General features: G+C 62.1%; 20 protein-coding genes and 2 pseudogenes. 12 read left to right on the plus strand and 10 right to left on the minus strand.

Annotated features, from left to right (window positions below):
- The first annotated feature begins 30 nt into the window (after nucleotides 1–30).
- The 3 genes from J3P89_RS00565 to sutA all read left to right on the plus strand — a co-directional run bounded on the left by J3P89_RS00565 (nucleotide 31) and on the right by sutA (nucleotide 2,430).
- A complete protein-coding gene (locus tag J3P89_RS00565) occupies nucleotides 31–1,365 on the plus strand; it encodes an ammonium transporter (RefSeq protein WP_305497956.1) in 1,335 nt (444 codons plus the stop codon).
- 214 nt (nucleotides 1,366–1,579) lie between these two features.
- Entirely contained in the window at nucleotides 1,580–2,005 is a 426-nt protein-coding gene (locus J3P89_RS00570) for a secondary thiamine-phosphate synthase enzyme YjbQ (protein WP_434570954.1), read from the plus strand.
- 101 nt (nucleotides 2,006–2,106) lie between these two features.
- Complete coding sequence (gene sutA / locus J3P89_RS00575) at nucleotides 2,107–2,430, plus strand: transcriptional regulator SutA (protein ID WP_007941277.1); 324 nt, start codon at nucleotides 2,107–2,109, stop codon at nucleotides 2,428–2,430.
- 199 nt (nucleotides 2,431–2,629) lie between these two features.
- Here sutA and J3P89_RS00580 read toward each other — a convergent pair whose 3' ends face one another.
- From J3P89_RS00580 to lptM, 6 genes are read right to left on the minus strand one after another with little or no spacing between them, the layout of a single operon-like run.
- Entirely contained in the window at nucleotides 2,630–3,334 is a 705-nt protein-coding gene (locus J3P89_RS00580) for an HAD family hydrolase (RefSeq protein ID WP_305497957.1), read from the minus strand.
- A complete protein-coding gene (gene xerC / locus J3P89_RS00585) occupies nucleotides 3,331–4,230 on the minus strand; it encodes a tyrosine recombinase XerC (RefSeq protein ID WP_434696449.1) in 900 nt (299 codons plus the stop codon). The genes J3P89_RS00580 and xerC overlap by 4 nt, the downstream gene beginning before the upstream one ends.
- Nucleotides 4,231–4,232: 2 nt before the next feature.
- Nucleotides 4,233–4,958, minus strand: a complete 726-nt coding sequence (locus J3P89_RS00590) for a DUF484 family protein (protein WP_305497960.1) — start codon at nucleotides 4,956–4,958, stop codon at nucleotides 4,233–4,235.
- A gap of 12 nt (nucleotides 4,959–4,970) precedes the next feature.
- The gene (dapF, locus tag J3P89_RS00595) at nucleotides 4,971–5,801 is read right to left on the minus strand and encodes a diaminopimelate epimerase (protein ID WP_305497961.1); all 831 of its coding nucleotides are present in this window, start codon (nucleotides 5,799–5,801) and stop codon (nucleotides 4,971–4,973) included.
- Nucleotides 5,802–5,805: 4 nt separating this feature from the next.
- Complete coding sequence (gene lysA / locus J3P89_RS00600) at nucleotides 5,806–7,053, minus strand: diaminopimelate decarboxylase (RefSeq protein ID WP_434627154.1); 1,248 nt, start codon at nucleotides 7,051–7,053, stop codon at nucleotides 5,806–5,808.
- A gap of 9 nt (nucleotides 7,054–7,062) precedes the next feature.
- Nucleotides 7,063–7,233, minus strand: coding sequence for an LPS translocon maturation chaperone LptM (gene lptM / locus J3P89_RS00605; protein ID WP_047226132.1), 171 nt, complete (start codon nucleotides 7,231–7,233; stop codon nucleotides 7,063–7,065).
- A gap of 184 nt (nucleotides 7,234–7,417) precedes the next feature.
- On the opposite strand from lptM, the gene cyaY reads away from it, so the two are divergent.
- The 3 genes from cyaY (at nucleotide 7,418) to rnk (ending at nucleotide 8,642) form a co-directional block, all read left to right on the plus strand.
- Nucleotides 7,418–7,750 (plus strand): iron donor protein CyaY, encoded by a 333-nt coding sequence (gene cyaY, locus J3P89_RS00610; RefSeq protein WP_434696450.1) that lies wholly within the window; start codon nucleotides 7,418–7,420, stop codon nucleotides 7,748–7,750.
- A gap of 4 nt (nucleotides 7,751–7,754) precedes the next feature.
- Complete coding sequence (locus J3P89_RS00615; protein ID WP_305497964.1) at nucleotides 7,755–7,973, plus strand: DUF1289 domain-containing protein; 219 nt, start codon at nucleotides 7,755–7,757, stop codon at nucleotides 7,971–7,973.
- Nucleotides 7,974–8,231: 258 nt separating this feature from the next.
- A complete protein-coding gene (gene rnk, locus J3P89_RS00620; protein WP_434627157.1) occupies nucleotides 8,232–8,642 on the plus strand; it encodes a nucleoside diphosphate kinase regulator in 411 nt (136 codons plus the stop codon).
- A gap of 6 nt (nucleotides 8,643–8,648) precedes the next feature.
- On the opposite strand, the gene J3P89_RS00625 is transcribed toward rnk, so the two are convergent.
- From J3P89_RS00625 to J3P89_RS00635, 3 genes are all read right to left on the minus strand, one after another.
- Nucleotides 8,649–11,492: a class I adenylate cyclase gene (locus tag J3P89_RS00625; protein WP_434696451.1), complete on the minus strand. Its 2,844-nt coding sequence runs from the start codon at nucleotides 11,490–11,492 to the stop codon at nucleotides 8,649–8,651.
- A gap of 176 nt (nucleotides 11,493–11,668) precedes the next feature.
- Entirely contained in the window at nucleotides 11,669–11,914 is a 246-nt protein-coding gene (locus tag J3P89_RS00630) for a TIGR02647 family protein (protein ID WP_150724924.1), read from the minus strand.
- 238 nt (nucleotides 11,915–12,152) lie between these two features.
- Nucleotides 12,153–12,437: a hypothetical protein gene (locus J3P89_RS00635; RefSeq protein ID WP_434570967.1), complete on the minus strand. Its 285-nt coding sequence runs from the start codon at nucleotides 12,435–12,437 to the stop codon at nucleotides 12,153–12,155.
- A gap of 124 nt (nucleotides 12,438–12,561) precedes the next feature.
- Here J3P89_RS00635 and J3P89_RS00640 point away from each other — a divergent pair, with 124 nt between their 5' ends.
- Nucleotides 12,562–13,221, plus strand: coding sequence for a glutathione S-transferase family protein (locus J3P89_RS00640; protein ID WP_434570968.1), 660 nt, complete (start codon nucleotides 12,562–12,564; stop codon nucleotides 13,219–13,221).
- Between the two features lie 131 nt (nucleotides 13,222–13,352).
- On the opposite strand, the gene argH is transcribed toward J3P89_RS00640, so the two are convergent.
- Nucleotides 13,353–14,747 carry an argininosuccinate lyase gene (argH, locus tag J3P89_RS00645; RefSeq protein ID WP_434696452.1) on the minus strand — a complete coding sequence of 465 codons (1,395 nt, stop codon included), beginning with the start codon at nucleotides 14,745–14,747 and terminating at the stop codon, nucleotides 13,353–13,355.
- Between the two features lie 51 nt (nucleotides 14,748–14,798).
- Between argH and J3P89_RS00650 the strand changes: the two genes are divergently transcribed.
- From J3P89_RS00650 to J3P89_RS00670, 5 genes and pseudogenes are all read left to right on the plus strand, one after another.
- Nucleotides 14,799–15,020, plus strand: coding sequence for a hypothetical protein (locus J3P89_RS00650; protein WP_434602214.1), 222 nt, complete (start codon nucleotides 14,799–14,801; stop codon nucleotides 15,018–15,020).
- A 43-nt stretch (nucleotides 15,021–15,063) separates the two neighbouring features.
- A pseudogene (locus J3P89_RS00655) lies at nucleotides 15,064–15,213 on the plus strand (sensor histidine kinase); the annotation flags it as partial.
- Entirely contained in the window at nucleotides 15,210–15,956 is a 747-nt protein-coding gene (locus tag J3P89_RS00660; RefSeq protein ID WP_305497976.1) for a LytR/AlgR family response regulator transcription factor, read from the plus strand. The pseudogene J3P89_RS00655 and the gene J3P89_RS00660, both read left to right, overlap by 4 nt.
- 127 nt (nucleotides 15,957–16,083) lie before the next feature.
- Entirely contained in the window at nucleotides 16,084–17,025 is a 942-nt protein-coding gene (gene hemC, locus J3P89_RS00665) for a hydroxymethylbilane synthase (RefSeq protein WP_434696453.1), read from the plus strand.
- Nucleotides 17,022–17,768, plus strand: a pseudogene (locus J3P89_RS00670) (uroporphyrinogen-III synthase); the annotation flags it as partial. The gene hemC and the pseudogene J3P89_RS00670, both read left to right, overlap by 4 nt.
- Between the last annotated feature and the right edge of the window lie 21 nt (nucleotides 17,769–17,789).

Raw genomic sequence — 17,789 nt, forward strand, 5'->3', positions numbered from 1 at the left:
CCAAACCCCAACGCCCCAGGAGAAAACAATATGACTCTGCGTAAATTCGCAGGGCTAGGAGCCCTGTTGTCCTTCGTAATGCCTGGCCTGGCCATGGCAGAAGAAGCGGCAGCCCCAGTCCTCAATTCCGGCGACACCGCCTGGATGCTGACGGCCACGATTCTTGTTCTGTTCATGACCATTCCCGGCCTTGCGCTGTTCTACGGCGGCATGGTTCGGTCGAAAAACATTCTTTCCGTGATGATGCAGTGCTTCGCCATTACCGGTCTGATCAGCGTGTTGTGGGTCATCTATGGCTACAGCATCGCGTTCGACACCACCGGCATGGAGCAGGGCGTCGTCAACTTCAACTCCTTCGTCGGCGGCCTGGGCAAAGCGTTCCTGGCGGGCGTCACCCCGGCCAGCATCACCGGCCCGGCGGCGTTGTTCCCTGAAGCAGTCTTCATTACCTTCCAGATGACCTTCGCGATCATCACCCCGGCCCTGATCGTCGGCGCGTTCGCCGAGCGGATGAAGTTCTCCGCCATGCTGATCTTCATGGGCGTGTGGTTCACCCTGGTGTATGCGCCGATTGCGCACATGGTCTGGTCCGGCAACGGCGGCCTGATGTGGGACTGGGGTGTACTGGACTTCGCCGGTGGCACCGTGGTCCACATCAACGCCGGTATCGCAGGCCTGGTGGCGTGCCTGGTGCTGGGCAAGCGCAAAGGCTTCCCGACCACGCCGATGGCGCCGCACAACCTGGGTTACACCCTGATGGGCGCGGCCATGTTGTGGGTGGGCTGGTTCGGTTTCAACGCCGGTTCCGCCGTCGCGGCCAACGGCACCGCCGGCATGGCGATGCTGGTCACCCAGATCGCCACCGCAGCCGCCGCGCTGGGCTGGATGTTCGCCGAGTGGATCACCCACGGTAAGCCAAGCGCACTGGGCATCGCCTCGGGCGTCGTGGCCGGCCTGGTTGCAATCACCCCGGCGGCCGGCACCGTGGGCCCGATGGGCGCCCTGGTCATTGGCCTGGCGGCGGGCGTGGTGTGCTTCTTCTGCGCCACCACCCTCAAGCGCAAACTCGGCTATGACGACTCCCTGGACGCCTTTGGCGTGCATGGCATCGGCGGTATCCTCGGCGCCATCCTGACCGGTGTGTTCGCAGCGCCAGCCCTGGGCGGCTTCGGCACCGTGACCGATATCGGTGCGCAAGTGTGGATTCAGTTCAAAGGCGTAGGCTTCACCGTGATCTACACGGCGGTTGTCACCTTCATCATCCTCAAGGTCCTCGACGCCGTCATGGGTCTGCGGGTCTCCGAGGAAGAAGAGGCCGTGGGCCTGGACCTGGCCCAGCACAACGAACGTGGTTACAACCTGTAATCGCGCTCCAATAAAAAAATGCCCGGTTCGCCGGGCATTTTTTTGTCTGGAGTTTGTCATTGCTCACAGGGCGTGCTGGTTTTTCCGACGCCTTTTGTTGTGTATGCGACACGGGTTTTTCTACCGCCAAAGACTTACAGGAAAGCAGGAATATTAGGCCCTTTGTTTTTTCCCAGAGCGCGCTAGAATGCGCGCCGAACGTGCGGAGAACTGTATGTGGCAACAGACGCTGATAACCCTGCGGGCAAGGCCCCGGGGCTTTCATCTGGTAACGGACGAGTTGCTCGCCGGCCTGCCTGAACTCAAGGCATGTCGTGTCGGTCTGTTGCATCTGTGGCTGCAGCACACCTCGGCCTCGCTGACCATCAACGAGAACGCCGATCCGGCGGTACGTCGAGACTTCGAACGATTTTTCAATCGGCTGATCCCACAAGGAACCGCCGACTATGAGCACAACGACGAAGGCCTGGACGACCTCCCGGCGCACTTCAAGGCCAGCGTGCTGGGATGTCAGCTCAGTCTTCCGGTGACGGCGGGACGGTTGGCGTTGGGCACCTGGCAAGGTGTTTATCTGGGCGAGCACCGTGATCATGGCGGTACTCGTAAAGTCCTCGCCACCTTGTACGGTGAAGGGGCATGACCGCTGATGGTTGGCGGATGTTGAATTTTTTCTGGCAGCCTTCGACAGATGGCGAAGCTGGGCTATAACTAATCTGCTTTTCGCAAGTCATGAGGTAGAACATGAGCGACGATGATCTGGAAAACGACGACCTCGAAGTAGGTGATGAAGACGAGGCCGAAGAAGGCCTGGAAGCGGCGGCTGAAGACGTCGCTGACGATGACGGTGCCGATGTTCCGGTCCCGACCGCCAAAGGCAAGGCCAAGGCGGCGGTATCGGTCGACGAGTTGCCGAGCGTAGAGGCCAAGAACAAGGAGCGTGATGCGCTCGCCAAGGCCATGGAGGAATTCCTGGCCCGAGGTGGCAAGGTGCAGGAAGTGGAGGCCAATGTGGTCGCCGATCCGCCCAAGAAGCCTGACAACAAGTACGGCAGCCGCCCGATCTGAGTATCTGCCCTTGCTTGCTGAAAAAGCCCGCCGTCGCTGCGGGCTTTTTCATGGGTGCGGATCAGGTGTCCAGGGCGGGCCCTTGTGGGAGTGAGCCTGCTCGCGATAACGGTGGGTCTGTTGGCATCGATGTGGGATGTGCCGCCGTCTTCGCGAGCGGGCTCGCTCCCACATAGGCGGCGTTGTGGTTGTCGGGGGCTCAGCGCGGGTTATGCCATCCTGCCAATAACCCCGGCAGTTCGGTCAGGCTGCGGATTTCTGCATCCGGCGCATGGTCGGCGTCCCACGCCTTGCCTGTCGGGTTGAACCACACTGCGCGCAGGCCGGCCTGTTGGGCGCCGGCGATGTCGTCGCCCGGGTGATCGCCGATGTGCACGGCAGTCTGCGCGGTCGCGCCGCCGCGTTGCAGGGCTTCGTGAAACAGCCGGGCGTCGGGCTTGGCGATGCCGATGTCCTCGGCGCACAGGGCGAACTTGAAGTAATCCGCCAGCCCCAGGCGCCGCACGTCGGCGTTGCCATTGGTGACGACGCCAAGGGCGTAATCATTGGCGAGCAATTCCAGGGTCGGCTGCACCTCGGGAAACACCTCCAATTGATGGCGGGCATGCAGGAAGGCCTCGAATCCCTGGTCTGCCAGCTCCGAAGCCCGCCATTGGTCATAGCCGGCGTCTTGCAGCGCCCGGAACAGCACGCGTCGGCGCAAGGCACTGATGCGGTGCTTGAGGTCCGGCTCTTCGCTGAGCACTTGTGTGCGGATCGCCCACAAGCGCTCCACCGGAAAGTCGCCCAGGTCCGGTGCGTTATCGGTCAGCCACTGACGTAATACGGCTTCGGCGCTGGCGATCACCGGGGCGGTGTCCCACAGGGTGTCGTCCAGGTCGAAAGTGATGAGTTCGATGGTCATGATTCGTCGCCCTTGATGCGTTTGGCCCTGGGGTGGGCACTGTCATAGACCGTCGCCAGGTGTTGGAAATCCAGATGGGTATAGATCTGGGTGGTCTTGATGTCCGAATGGCCGAGCAACTCCTGGACGGCGCGCAGGTCCTGGGACGATTCGAGCAGGTGACTGGCGAACGAATGTCGCAGCATGTGTGGATGCAGGTTCTGCCCAAGTTCGCGCTCACCGGCAGCCTTGACCCGCAATTGTATCGCTCGCGGCCCGAGGCGCCGGCCTTGCTGGCTGACGAAGACCGCATCATCGGCCGGGTTGGCCATTGCCCGGAGCGGCAGCCACAGGTCCAAGGCTTCGCGGGCCTTGCGACCGATAGGCAGCAGCCGGGTCTTGCTGCCCTTGCCGTGCACCTGAACCATGCCGTCGGCCAGGTCCAGTTGTTCCAGGTTCAGCCCGGTCAGTTCCGAAAGCCGTAGGCCCGAGGAATAGAACAGCTCCAGGATTGCCTGGTCTCGTCGCGCGAGGAAGTCATCCTCGACGGCGCCCTCCAGCAATTGCAAGGCGCGGTCGGTGTCGAGGGTCTTGGGCAGCCGACGCTCGCCCTTGGGCGGTGCCAGGCCGGTGGCCGGGTCGTGGTCGCAAAGGCCTTCACGGTTGAGGTACTGGTACAAGCCGCGCACCGCCGACAACAGTCGCGCCAGGCTGCGGGAGGATTGCCCTTGTTGATGCAGGCGGGCAATCAGGCTGCGCAGGCGTTGGATATCCAGGGCCGACCAGCTGCCGATATTCTGTTTCCGGCACCAGCCCAGCACCTTTTCGAGGTCGCGGCGATACGCCGACAAGGTGTGGGGCGACACCTGGCGCTCACTGCGCAGGTGCTCGCAGTAGGCGTCCAGTTGCCGCTCCATCGTCAGCGTACCGAGCGCAGCGAACCGGCAACCCGTGGCAGCACGCGGCCGGTGACTTCGGCGATATAACTCAGGAACAATGTGCCGACCGAGCTCTTGTAGTGCTGCGGATCGCGGCTGGCGATGGCCAGCACGCCGTGCACGCCCTGGTGGGCAATGGCGACGACGGCCGTAGAGCCGATCTGCTTGCGTTGTTCTTCGCCGAACAGGAAATCCAGCTCATGTTCGCGCAGGCTGCCGCTGACGCTTTTGTTTTCCGTGAGCAGGCCGCCGATGGCGGTCTGCGCTTCGGCGTGAGTCACCCAGCGCCCCACCGGCATGGCGTTGTCGCCAAACAGGATGAGGCTGACAAAAGGCACCTGGAAATCCTGGCGCAGGCTGTCTTCGACGCTCATCACCAGGTCTTCCAGTGTGCTGGCGTCCATCAACGCGAGGATCAGGCGACGGGTCTTGTCGAAGAGCCGGTCGTTGTCACGCGCCACGTCCATGAGGTGCGAAAGACGGTGGCGCATTTCGATGTTGCGTTCGCGCAGGATCTTCATCTGGTGCTCCACCAGCGACACGGTATCGCCGCGCCGGTGGGGAATGCGCATCGTCGAAAGCAGGTCTTCATGCTCGACGAAAAAGTCCGGATGGGCCTCCAGGTAAGCGGCCACGGCTGCGGCTTCCGGGTTCTGGCTCGGGGATTCGTCGGGCTGCGGGGCTGGAACCTGAGGCTTATCGGTCATGGTTTGGCTCACTCAAAGACGAACTTGTCCTTCGTATACGCGTACGGCCGGGCCGGTCATCATCACCGGTTGGCCAGGGCCTGCCCATTCGATGGACAGGCGCCCGCCGGGCAGGTCGATCAGCAATGGCGAATCCATCCACCCCTGGCTGATCGCGGCGACGGCGGCAGCGCAGGCGCCGGTGCCGCACGCCTGGGTTTCCCCGGCGCCGCGTTCCCAGACACGCAGTTGCGCGCGATGCCGATCGATGACCTGCAGGAAGCCAACGTTCACCCGCGCCGGGAAGCGCGGATGATGCTCGATCTTCGGCCCCAGTTCGTGCACGGGCGCACTGTTTATATCATCCACCCGCAGCACGGCATGGGGGTTGCCCATGGACACCGCCGCCAGTTCCACCGGCGTACCGTCGACGTCGACGGTATAGCTCAGGGCCTGGGCCGGTGCCTGGAACGGAATGTCCGCCGGAACCAGGCGTGGGGCGCCCATGTTGACGCCGATCTGGCCGTCGCTGCGGACATCCAGTTCGATGATGCCGCTTTTGGTCTCGACGCGAATCTGCCGTTTGGCAGTCAGGCGCTTGTCCAGCACGAAGCGGGCGAAGCAGCGCGCACCGTTGCCGCACTGCTCCACTTCGGAACCGTCGGCATTGAAGATCCGGTAGCGGAAATCCACGTCCGGGTTGTTCGGCGCCTCGACGATCAGCAACTGGTCGAAGCCGATGCCGGTGTGGCGGTCGCCCCATTGCTTGGCATGCTTGGGCAGGATGTGCGCGTGCTGGCTGACCAGGTCGAGGACCATGAAGTCATTGCCCAGGCCGTGCATCTTGGTAAAACGCAGCAGCATGGTATTACTCCGGCAACAGGCTTTCGCCGGCAAACAGCTCGGCTACCGTCTCGCGGCGGCGCACTTCGAATGCCTGATCACCGTCCACCAGCACCTCGGCGCAACGGCCGCGGGTGTTGTAGTTGGAACTCATGACAAACCCGTAGGCACCCGCCGAATGCACGGCCAGCAGATCGCCTTCTTCCAGCGCCAGCTCCCGACCCTTGGCCAGGAAGTCGCCGGTTTCGCAGATCGGCCCGACGATGTCGTAGGCGCGGGCCGCGGTATCGCGTGGGCGCACCGCGGTGACATCCATCCAGGCCTGGTACAGCGCCGGACGGATCAGGTCATTCATGGCCGCGTCGACGATGGCGAAATCCTTGTGCTCGGTGTGCTTGAGGTACTCGACCTGGGTCAGCAGCACGCCGGCATTGGCGACGATGTAGCGACCGGGCTCGAACATCAATGCCAGGTCGCGGCCTTCGAGGCGCTCGCGCACGGTCTTGATGTAGTCGGCCACCAATGGCGGCTCTTCGTCGCGATAACGCACGCCGACACCGCCGCCCAGGTCGATGTGACGCAGGTAGATGCCGCAATCGCCGAGGCGATCGACCAGCGCCAGCAGGCGGTCGAGGGCATCGATGAACGGTTCGAGGGTGGTCAGTTGCGAGCCGATATGGCAATCGACGCCGAGCACTTCCAGGTTCGGCAACTGGGCTGCACGTACGTACACGTCCTCGGCGTCGGCAATGGCGATGCCGAACTTGTTTTCCTTGAGACCAGTGGAAATGTACGGGTGGGTGCCAGCATCGACGTCCGGGTTCACGCGCAGGGAAACCGGTGCGCGCACGCCTAGCTCGGCGGCGACGACCTGCAACCGCTCCAGCTCGTCGGTGGATTCGATGTTGAAGCAATGCACACCGACTTGCAGCGCGCGGCGCATGTCTTCGCGGGTCTTGCCGACACCGGAGAAAACGATCTTGTCGGCGCTGCCACCCGCGGCCAGCACACGCTCCAGCTCGCCACCGGATACGATGTCGAAGCCGGCGCCAAGGCGCGCCAGGACGTTGAGCACGCCCAGGTTCGAGTTGGCTTTTACCGCGAAGCACACCAGGTGCGGCATGCCTTCGAGGGCATCGGCGAAGGTGCGGTACTGGGCTTCGATATGGGCACGGGAATAGACGTAGGTCGGCGTGCCGAAACGTTCGGCTATCGCGGACAGGGCAACCCCTTCCGCGAACAGCTCCCCGCCACGGTAGTTAAAAGCGTCCATGGCGGTCCCTTAGTAAGTGGTGTGGGTGTCGTGCGCGTGTGACTTGGATTGCGACGACTTGGCCTGTTCTTCAGGGGACTTGCTGTCATCAGGCAGGTACAGCGGACCTTTTTGACCACAGGCTGTCACAAGGCAGGCAACCGCGACGAGCGCAGCAAGGGAAGAGATCAGGCGCTTCATGGCGAAATCCTTGAAAATGCGTTAATTGCGCCGGAGTATACCGGCCACCCGTCAGCTTGCCTATGCAACGGGGCGCCCGTCCGGCGGCGCTGGTTGTCTCAACCGGTATATCCTTTGCAATCGCCGGGAAGCGTCCGTATCTTGCGGCGCTTGAGCATGAGCAGACATTTTCGAGGTTGCCGCAATGAGTTTGACTGAAGCCCGTTTCCACGACCTGGTCGATGCGACCCAGCAAACGCTGGAAGATATCTTCGACGAGAGCGACATGGATATCGACCTGGAAAGCTCCGCTGGTGTACTGACCGTCAAGTTCGAGAACGGTAGCCAGCTGATCTTCAGCCGCCAGGAACCGTTGCGGCAGTTGTGGCTGGCGGCGGTGTCCGGTGGTTTTCACTTCGACTATGACGAGGAAAGCGAGCGCTGGATGTGCGACAAGAGCGAAGAGCAGTTGGGCGAGATGCTCGAACGCATCGTCAAGCAGCAGGCGGGCGCTGAGCTCGAATTCGAAGGACTGTGAACGCGTGAGCCAGCCAGCCCCGGCGCGGCCACCCAAGCCGCTCTACAGCAACGTCAGCCCCGCCGTTCCGTCGCCTTGCACCAGCGTGTGCAAGCTGGATGAGCAGAAGGTCTGCCTCGGCTGTTTCCGGCACGTGGAAGATATCCGCGAATGGCGCTCGGCGGATGATGAGCGCCGGCGGGTGATCTGTGCCGAGGCGGCCAAACGCAAGTCTTTGTCATGATGCCCGTGGCGAGGGAGCTTGCTCCCGCTCGGCTGAGAAGCAGTCGCAAGATTCTTGGGGTCGCTTCGCAACCCAGCGGGAGCAAGCTCCCTCGCCACAAAAGCCTTCCACCTGATGGGCAAGAACCATCCGGGTTGTATATTTATTGAGCTGTGGTAGTGTCCAGCAACGCCTCAACTCATCGAGGCGCGTGAAAACCCCGTCTTATGTGGCGGGGTTTTGCTTTTTTCGTGCAGAAGAAAGGAGTCTGCCTGGATCATGACCGCACCTTCCATCACCCTGACTCGCTTGGACGTACAACGTCTGGAGCGCTTGATCGACAGCCTGGATGACACGCTTCCCGGTGTGATCGCGTTGCAAACCGAACTGGATCGCGCCGAGACACTGGTCGGCCACGATGAAGTGCCCGCCGATGTCGTGACCATGAATTCGCGCGTGCACTGCCGCGAGGAAAGCAGCGGCAAGGATTACCATCTGACGCTGGTCTACCCGAAGGACGCCAACGCCGACCAGGGCCGGATTTCGATCCTGGCGCCGGTGGGCAGTGCCTTGCTGGGCTTGAAGGTGGGGCAGCACATCGACTGGCCGGCGCCGGGTGGCAAGACCTTGAAGCTGACGTTGCTGGAAGTCGAGTCCCAGCCGGCCAATGGCGGTGATTTCCCGTCCTGAACCCCGTCAGACCTGATTCAATGCTTCGTTCAGTGCGCGCTCCAGGTCGGCCTTGTAGCGCAGGAACAAAATGCTTGGGCAGGCACCGTCACCGACCAGGCCGGAGAGGTCCAGGTCGGTGATATAGCAGCGATAGCGTTCGGCGTCGCGGCGCTGCCCGACGATTTCCCTGGCGACCACGTGAAACAGCTGGTCGCCATGCTCCAGCTCCGAAAATTCCCGTTGGTCGCAATAGAGGGTGACGTGCACTTGCCCGTGCGCCGCTTTGCCGATGATCGCCTGTACGTCGTAGAAGGGCTTGTTGACCGGCGTCTGCGGCGCCTGCCGTGATTCGACCCGCCGGGCCCGCCCGTTACCCGAAGGCAGGAGCTGGTAATAAAGGACTTCCAGGGTCAACGGCTGGGTGGCGTCCATCGGCAGCAAGGCGTCGCGGCGATACAGCACCGACTGCAGGAAGCGCTGCAGCGGCACCAACAGGCTTTGGTCATCGTGATAGGGCAGGCGCTGCTGCCACAACGCGTTGAATTCATCGAGCACATACAGCTCTGCTTCGTCCTCGTAGACCCGGTAGAACACCTGGATGCACTCGGGCTGGCCCATTGGCAGGATCAGGGCCGCGTCGTGTTCTTCCATGGCCATCGCGTCCAGATGCAGCGGGCTGTACGCCGTCAACTCTTCGCCCAGGTAGTCCATCAACGCCGGCAGGCTGCTCAACGCCACATGGTTGACCTGGCCGGGCACCAGCTCCAGCACGTGATAATGCTGCTGGACCTGAAGCAGGTAGCGGTAGTTGAGTTTGCTCAGGAGCAAGGTCTGGGCGGTCTCGATGACTTCTTCAACCCGTCGCGCGATGAACTGCGCACGGTTGTGGCAGAAACAGCGCACCTGTAAGCGTGGCTGACGCTGCGTAAGGGGCAAGTCGTTGAGGTAGTCGCGCAGGCAATCGAGCAAGGCGTGCTCGCCGTCGAACCGGTTGACCAGTACTTCATTCCAGCTGTTGAGCGTGACCTGGTCGAGGGTCAACACCAGGTTTTCGCGAACACCGGCGTAGCTCAACGAGTCGGTGCGCTCGGTGGTCATCAGGATGTTCAAGTCGCGGTGATGCTTGAGCGGGTCGACGCCGACGTTCACCAGTATCAGCACTTCGCCGGGTACGCTGGCATGCAGCAGCTGTTCTTCGTCAACCGTGGCCAGGGGCAGGGCGATGGACTGTTGCAGGCTGCCCAGCAAGTTAAACAGCTCGAACTCGCTCAGGTCGCTGTCGCCGGGGTGTAGCGCCAGCCGCGTGCTGCTGTCGATCACGCCGTTGCGGTGGCACCAGGTGAGCAATTCGAGCAACTCTCGGCTGCGCTTGATCGGCGCGAAATTCTCCCATTCCAAGGCATTCAGGCTGCCGTTGTACAAGCCCCACTGGTTCTGCCCCGGCTCTTTCTTGTTCGGCGACTGGACCAGGGTCAGGGTGTCTTCGGCCAGGTCCGGGGCAATTCCGGGATTGATGAACTCGACCTTGTCGGCCTTGCGCTCGAAGGCCGCATACAGACGTCGGCCAAGGACATTGAGGTCGCGCTTGTTGATCAGGCTGACGGTCTTTTCGGTGCGGGCGAACTGGGTCAGGAAGCGATAGCTGTAGGTCAGCTCGTTGACCAGTGCGCGCCGCTCATTGCTGACCTGGCGGACCTTCCATTGACTGCGGCTGTCGAGCAACGCGAGTTGGCGTTGATCCCAGCCCCAATCCCGCGCCAGGCGCTCAAGCAGATTGCGTTGCCAACCGCTGCTGCGGGCATGGCCGGTGAGCTTGCGATTGACCTTCAGGTACAGCGCGCGGCGAATCAGCTCCAGGCGTTCCGGTTCGCCACGGGCGTTGAGGTATTCCTCGAGACGGCGGTAAACCACCATGTACGGGTCCAGCTCGTCCAGGTCCAGGCGATTGGCGAACACCGCCTGCTTGAAGCGCAGGCTCAGGCAGCGCACGTCCGGGTGTTCGCTGGCGTAGACCTCGGTCAGCAAAAGCTTGAGCACGGATTTGTAGGGTGACTCGATGCCCTTGAACAACTGCCAGAGCCCGGCGCCGATGAATTCGCCCGGCGGGATGTAAGCCAGATGCCCCAGGTCGAGGGTTTCGTCGGCACGGATGAAGCGCTTGGAAATCAGCGTGTGGGTGTATTGCTGATAATTCTCTTCTTCATAGACCGGCACCAGCCACCAGATCGGCGTGCGCCCGGCCAGCCAGATGGCGGTGCGGTAGAACTCGTCCAGCAACAGATAATGCTGGGTGGTGCCGCAGTCATCGGAGCTGAGCTGGTTGTCCCGTTCGCCGCGGACGAATCGCGCCGGGTCAATGAGGAAAAAGTGAGCCTCGGCGCCTTGGGTGGCGGCCCAGATTTCCAGCAGCTGGCATTTCTTGCGTAGCTCGGCGAGTTCATCCTCGCTCAGGTCCGGGCCGTGGCACACCCATACGTCCATGTCGCTCTGGTCGGCCTGGGCGAGCGTGCCGAGGCTGCCCATCAGGAACAGGCCGAGGATTGGCCGCGGAGGGTTGCTGCCATGGCGCGGCTTATACGAAAACGAGCGGGTCAGCCGCTGGGCCTCGGCGAGGACATTGGCGTCGGGCTCGTAATTCGACAACCCGGCGGGCGTGCTGCCGGAGACGTAGCCGGGCAGCAGTGGATGGTTGACGTGAAAGAACAGCGGAAGCAGCGTCAATACGCCCTGCTGGCGGGTCGACAACCCTTCCAGGGCGCGCTCCATGCGGCCGGAATTGAGCTTGAGGAAACGCGCGCGCAACTGGCTCAGGACCTTGCGGTCGATTCCCTGGTCCAGATCGGGGCGTATTTCGTGATTGCGGGTCATGTCAGCTCAAACCGGCTCGCGGCGTCGCACGTGGGGAAGCACAAGTGATGGCAGGTTAGCGCCCGAATCGTGGAATTCTTGAGCTGAAAAATGATTTTGACGCCAGGATTTTTACGAAAGAAGCCATGCGCCTGCGGAAACCCCGAGGCAAAGGGATTTCCGTGGGCGGGAGGAGATCAGGCGGTTTCTTCGGCGCGGAGTATCGTCAGGACAGTTTGCACATTTTGCGCGGCATCACGCCCCAGGCTGGTCAGATAACCGCCATCGGGTTGGTCTATCAGGTCTTTTTCAAACAGGCGCTTGGCAGCGGCGATGGCTTTCGGGGCAGCGGTCTGATGAATTTTCAGGCCTTCCTGGGAACTGTCCAGGTTGAAGAGTGCAAGGATTTCCAGTTCGGCAACCAGCTCAGGGGTAAGCGACATAAGGACTCCAGACTTTCTAGGAATTTGGTCGACAGCGTCACTAAGGTGAGCGCACTCGGCCGAGCTGTCCAGTGTCAGTGTGGTGCTTTTTTGTTTAAAGCGATTTTTTTGTGGCGAGGGAGCTTGCTCCCGCTGGGTTGCGAAGCGACCCCGAAAATTTGCGACTGCTGCGCCCGAAGCGTCGGACGGCCGAGCGGGAGCAAGCTCCCTCACCACAAGAGCGGCGTTGCCCGTCGGGTCATTTCTTTTCCGGCGGCAGCTCAGGCAAGGCGCGCAGGGCGGCTTCGTACCACTCGGTATTGAACGGACGGTCTTCTTCCAGGATCGCGTCGATTTCCACCGCCAGCACGTGGGCCATCAGGTTGAGGATTTCGTCACGCTCATAACCGACCAGGGTCAACTTGTTGAAGGTGGCCTTGGCCGCTGGCGGGTTGTCGCTTTCGATCTGGTTCTCGATGGCCTGGATCAGCGTGGATTCGACGAACTCTTCTTCGTCATGTTCGATATCGCTTGGCTCGCTCATGGCAGCCTCCTGTAGAAAAGGCCGCCAGTTTACCTGCATTCAGCAGCGTGATGCGCCTGGCGCGAAATGTCCCGCCGGTCTATAACCCAAGGCTGCCAACCCCGCACGGCCTGGAGGCTATGGAATGCTCAAGCTTTATGGTTTTTCTGTCAGCAATTATTACAACATGGTCAAGCTGGCGCTGCTGGAGAAGGGGCTGCCCTTCGAAGAGGTCCAGTTCTTTGGCGCCCAGACCCCGGAAGCCCTGGCTATCAGCCCGCGCGGCAAGGTGCCGGTATTGAAGACCGAGCAGGGCTTTATCAACGAGACCAGCGTCATTCTGGAATATATCGAGCAAACCCAGCCGGGCAAGGCCCTGCTGCCCAACGACCCGTTCGAGCGCGCCCAAGTGCTGGCCTTGTGCCGGGAAATCGAGTTGTACATCGAGCTGCCGGGACGTGCCTGCTATCCCGAAGCGTTTTTTGGCATGGCGGTGCCCGAGGCGATCAAGGACAAGGCCAAGGGCGAGCTATTGCTCGGGTTTGCCTCGCTTGGCCGGCACGGAAAATTCTCGCCTTATGTGGCGGGTGACAGCCTGAGCATTGCCGACCTGTATTTCTACTACAGCCTTTCGCTGGCCTTGCCGGTGGGCAAGAAGGTTTTCGATATCGACTTGCTGGCAGAGATGCCGAAGGCCAGGGCCTTGATGGAGCTGCTCGGGCAGAATCCGCACGTGCAGCGGATTGCGGCGGATCGAGAGGCGGAAATGCCGGCGTTCCTGGCGAAGATTGCTGCCAGGAAATAAGGTTCTGGCGCCTTGAGGACGCCTTCGCGAGCAGGCTCGCTCCCACAGCGGATCTTCAGTGAACACAAAGTCTTGTGAACATGGAGAACCAGTGTGAAAGCGAGCCTGCTCGCGAAGCTTTGGCTTTTGGCTTATCGGCTGGCGAGAAGCGCCTGGCCACGAACGACCGCTGCTTTTACCTGCGCTGGCGCCGTACCGCCAACATGATCACGGGCATTGACCGAGCCTTCCAGCGTCAACACCGCGAACACGTCCTGCTCGATCTGGTCGCTGAACTGGCGCAGTTCGTCCAGGCTCATTTCCGCCAGGTCCTTGCCGTTGTCAACGCCGTACTTCACGGCATGGCCGACAATCTCATGGCAATCACGGAACGGCAGGCCACGGCGGACCAGGTAATCGGCCAGGTCGGTAGCGGTGGAGAAGCCGCGCAGGGCCGCTTCGCGCATGACCGCATGCTTGGGCTTGATGGCCGGGATCATGTCGGCGAACGCTCGCAGCGAGTCGCGCAAGGTATCGGCGGCGTCGAACAGCGGCTCCTTGTCTTCCTGGTTGTCCTTGTTGTAGGCCAGTGGCTGGCCTTTCATCAGGGTCAGCAGGCCCATCAGCGCGCCGAATACCCGGCCGCTCTTGCCCCGTACCAGCTCCGGCACGTCGGGGTTTTTCTTTTGCGGCATGATCGAGCTGCCGGTGCAGAAGCGGTCGGGCAGATCGATGAACTGGAATTGCGCGCTGGTCCACAGCACCAGCTCTTCGGAGAAGCGCGACAGGTGCATCATCGCGATGCTCGCGGCGGAGCAGAATTCGATGGCGAAGTCGCGGTCCGAAACGTTATCCAGCGAGTTGCCGCCCACCACATCGAAGCCCAGCAGTTGCGCGGTGTATTCACGGTCGATCGGATAGGTCGTGCCGGCCAGCGCGGCGCTGCCCAGGGGCATGCGATTGGTGCGTTTGCGGCAGTCGACCAGGCGCTCGTAGTCGCGGCTGAGCATCTCGAACCAGGCGAGCATGTGATGCCCAAACGTTACAGGTTGCGCGGTTTGCAAGTGCGTGAAGCCCGGCATGATGCTCTCCGCCTCGCGCTCGGCCTGTTCCAGCAGGCCTTTTTGCAGGCGGGTGATTTCTGCCAGGATCAGGTCGATTTCATCGCGCAGCCATAAGCGGATGTCAGTGGCGACCTGGTCGTTACGGCTGCGACCGGTGTGCAGCTTCTTGCCGGTCACGCCGATGCGGTCGGTCAGGCGCGCTTCGATGTTCATGTGCACGTCTTCAAGGTCCACGCGCCACTCGAACTGGCCGGCCTCGATCTCGCCCTGGATGGTCTTCAGGCCATCGATGATGCTGTCGCGCTCGGCATCGGTCAGCACGCCGACCTTGGCCAGCATGGTGGCGTGGGCGATCGAGCCCATGATGTCGTGGCGATACAGGCGCTGGTCAAAGTTGACGGAGGCGGTGAAGCGGGCGACGAAGGCGTCGACGGGTTCACTGAAGCGGCCGCCCCAGGACTGATTGGTCTTGTCAGTGCTCATGAATTCGCTCGTGATCGGCTGAAGAAAAAGTAGCGGTTAAGGCTGCGGCGGATGATAGCAGGGTTGCCGGGGCTGGCGCTGGCAATGGTCGGCAGGTTTTTTACCCGGAAAAGCCACGCATTTGCCGGGTTTTTGCACAACGATATTTTTCGATTGAGCAATATCGTCGTGGCAACCGTCTACAGTGGACGTAGGGCTTTGCTTTTTCATCTTGGACGCATCGGACGCACCAAAAAAATGGGGGGTGCTCATATTGATCAGATCGAGTGTTAACAGTCCCTGTGGCGACGTTGTGCGACAACAGGCCTCGAGCTCCGGTAGGCAAGCGCTGGTAAAGATAGGCAACCACCTCGCGGCACTTTTTGGCCCTCGGACGAGTCTTAGCGTGGATCGCGGTGACGGATGTCACTTCCCCTGTCTACGCTATCCTTGTGCGAGACTCACGCAGGAATCCAGCGCAATATGAATGTCCTGATCGTTGACGACGAACCACTGGTCCGCGAGCGCCTGAGCCGAATGCTTGGCGAACTCGAGGGTTACAGTGTCCTGGAGCCGAGCGCCACCAATGGCGAAGAGGCGTTGGCCCTTATCGACAGCCACAAGCCGGATATCGTGCTGCTCGACATCCGCATGCCTGGCCTGGACGGGCTGCAGGTCGCGGCCAAGCTGTGCGAGCGCGAGTCGCCTCCCGCGGTGGTGTTCTGTACCACCCGGGACGATTTTCCTCCGGAGGTGTTGCAGGCCGGTGCCGTGGGCTATCTGATCAAACCGGTTTCCGTCGAGGCGCTGGAAGAAGCGTTGCGCAAGGCTGAGCGACCGAACCGCGTGCAACTGGCGGCGCTTACCCGCCCGGCCGCCGAGAGCGGCAGCGGCCCGCGCAGCCACATCAGCGCACGGACCCGAAAAGGTATCGAGCTGATTCCGTTGAACCAGGTGGTGTACTTCATTGCCGACCACAAATACGTGACCTTGCGCCACGAAAGCGGAGAAGTGCTACTGGACGAGCCGCTCAAGGCGCTGGAGGACGAGTTCGGCGAACGGTTCGTACGCATCCACCGCAACGCCTTGGTGGCTCGCGAGCGTATCGAGCGTTTGCAACGCACCCCCCTCGGGCACTTCCAGCTTTACCTCAAGGGGCTCAATGGCGACGCGCTGATCGTTAGCCGGCGGCATGTGGCGGGCGTGCGCAAGATGATGCAACAGCTTTAGCGTGGCGTCCCGCAGCGTTCCATCTCCAGGATTGGCGGCCAGGGAGGCCTTTGCGTCGTGATTCAAGTCAAAGCGGATTTGGCTGAGCTGTTATTATCTGCCGTATCTTTTAAGTACGGATTGATCCATGTCCCCTCGCGAGATCCGCATCGCCACCCGTAAAAGCGCCTTGGCTCTCTGGCAGGCCGAGTACGTCAAAACCCGCCTGGAAGCGGCCCACCCTGGCCTGATCGTATCGCTGGTGCCGATGGTCAGTCGCGGTGACAAACTGCTCGATTCGCCACTGTCGAAGATTGGTGGCAAGGGCCTGTTCGTCAAGGAGCTGGAAACCGCCCTGCTGGACAACGAAGCCGACATCGCCGTGCATTCGATGAAAGATGTGCCCATGGACTTCCCCGAAGGCCTGGGCCTTTTTTGCATCTGCGAGCGGGAAGACCCGCGTGATGCGTTTGTCTCCAACAGCTTTTCCAATCTTGAAGCATTGCCCCCGGGAAGTGTGGTCGGCACTTCCAGCCTGCGTCGCCAGGCGCAGTTGCTGGCGCGGCGTCCGGACCTGCAGATCCGCTTCCTACGCGGCAACGTCAACACGCGCCTGGCCAAGCTCGATGCTGGCGAATACGACGCGATCATCCTCGCCGCCGCCGGCCTGATCCGGCTCGGGTTTGAAGATCGCATCACCTCGGCCATCAGCGTCGATGACAGCCTGCCGGCCGGTGGGCAGGGCGCGGTGGGCATCGAATGCCGTAGCGCCGACAGCGAAATCCATGCGCTGCTGGCGCCGTTGCACCACGACGACACCGCCACGCGGGTCTTCGCCGAGCGCGCCCTGAACAAGCATCTGAACGGCGGATGCCAAGTGCCGATTGCCTGCTACGCCGTGCTCGAAGGCGAGCAAATCTGGCTGCGTGGCCTGGTGGGCGATCCCAGCGGCGGCCAACTGCTCAGCGCCCAGGCCCGAGCACCGCGCCGCGATGCCGAGGCGCTGGGCGTGCGGGTGGCCGAAGACCTGCTGAGCCAGGGCGCCGATGACATCCTCAAGAAAGTCTACGGCGAGGCTGGCCACGCGTGACGGGCTGGCGGCTGCTGCTGACCCGGCCGACGGACGAATCGGCGGCCCTGGCGGCTGTGCTGGCGGATGCGGGGATCTACAGCAGCAGCCTGCCGCTGCTGGATATCGAGCCGGTCCCGGTGACCGAGTCCGGGCAGGCGATCCTCCGTGAATTGAATCAGTATTGCGCCGTGATCGTGGTCAGCAAGCCCGCCGCGCGCTTGTGCGTGGAGCTGCTGCGTCAGTATTGGCCGCAACCTCCGGTCTTGCCATGGTTCAGCGTGGGCGCCGCAACCGGACAGATTCTTGCCGATGCCGGCCTCAGCGTGTTTTATCCCGATAACGGCGACGACAGCGAAGCCTTGCTTGAGCTCGGGGCGTTGCGCCAGGTGCTCGACCGGCCCGATCCCCGTGTCTTGATCGTCCGTGGTGAGGGTGGGCGCGGATTGCTGGCAGAGCGTTTGCGCGAGCAAGGTGCTAGTGTCGACTATCTTGAGCTGTACCGGCGCGGCCTGCCGCAATACGCCGAGGGCGAACTGCCGGCCAGGGTCGAAGCGGAACGCTTGAACGCGCTGGTGGTCAGCAGTGGGCAGAGCTTCGAGCATCTGCGCCGGCTCGCCGGTGAAGCGTGGCCCGCCCTGGCGCGGCTGCCGTTGTTCGTTCCAAGCCCCAGGGTCGTCGACATGGCGCGTGCCGCCGGGGCCCGGACAGTTATTGATTGCCGTGGCGCCAGCGCCGCGGCTTTGCTGGCGGCATTACGGGAACAATCCGTGCCGTTTTCCAAT

The organism is Pseudomonas sp. Z1-14 (assembly GCF_051132005.1).
Lineage (GTDB): Bacteria > Pseudomonadota > Gammaproteobacteria > Pseudomonadales > Pseudomonadaceae > Aquipseudomonas.